The organism is Vibrio sp. 704 (assembly GCF_033339295.1).
Genome location: NZ_JAWOUH010000578.1, coordinates 1 through 636 on the forward strand (window position 1 = coordinate 1; position 636 = coordinate 636).

General features: G+C 49.4%; 1 protein-coding gene. It reads left to right on the forward strand.

Annotated elements, in window-relative coordinates; genetic code table 11:
• Positions 1-51: 51 nt before the first annotated feature.
• The coding region (locus R7R24_RS27855; RefSeq protein ID WP_318120309.1) for a VWA domain-containing protein at positions 52-636 on the forward strand (585 nt) is incomplete at its 3' end.

Here is a 636-nt window from a genome sequence, read left to right on the forward strand (position 1 = left end):
TGAGTGCAGCTTTAGTGCTTTCTATGTTGTTGTTCCTGCTAAGGAGAAAACATGGCTGAGTTTACTTTCCTTAACCCATATTGGTTACTGGGACTGATAGCAATCCCCTTCGTACTCCTGATTAATCAAAAATTTAGAGCGAAAAAATCCGCGCTGATTGCCCCGCACCTCGCCAAAATGCTTGGGCAAACCACCCAGTCCAAACCCTATTTTACGATTTGGGGCTTGGCTTGGGCGATTGCCTGCGTAGCGCTCGCTGGGCCGAGCTGGCAATCAAATACACGTCCAAGCTTCGAGCTAAGCCAAAATCGCATGCTAGTGCTAGATATGTCTCGCTCGATGTACGCCAGCGACATCAAACCCAATCGCCTTACTCAAACACGTTACAAAGCGTTGGACTTGTTGCCAAAGTGGAAAGAGGGGGCGACTGGATTGATCGCCTATGCAGGCGATGCCTACAGCTTGAGTCCGCTAACGACGGATGCTAGTACGCTAGCAGGTATCATCGAGAACTTGTCGCCAGAGCTGATGCCATTCCAAGGCTCGAACCTCCCTGCTGCGATCGAATTGGCGTTAAGTCAATTTTCACAAGCAGGAGCAAACCAAGGAGACATTGTTGTTCTTGCCGATGATCTT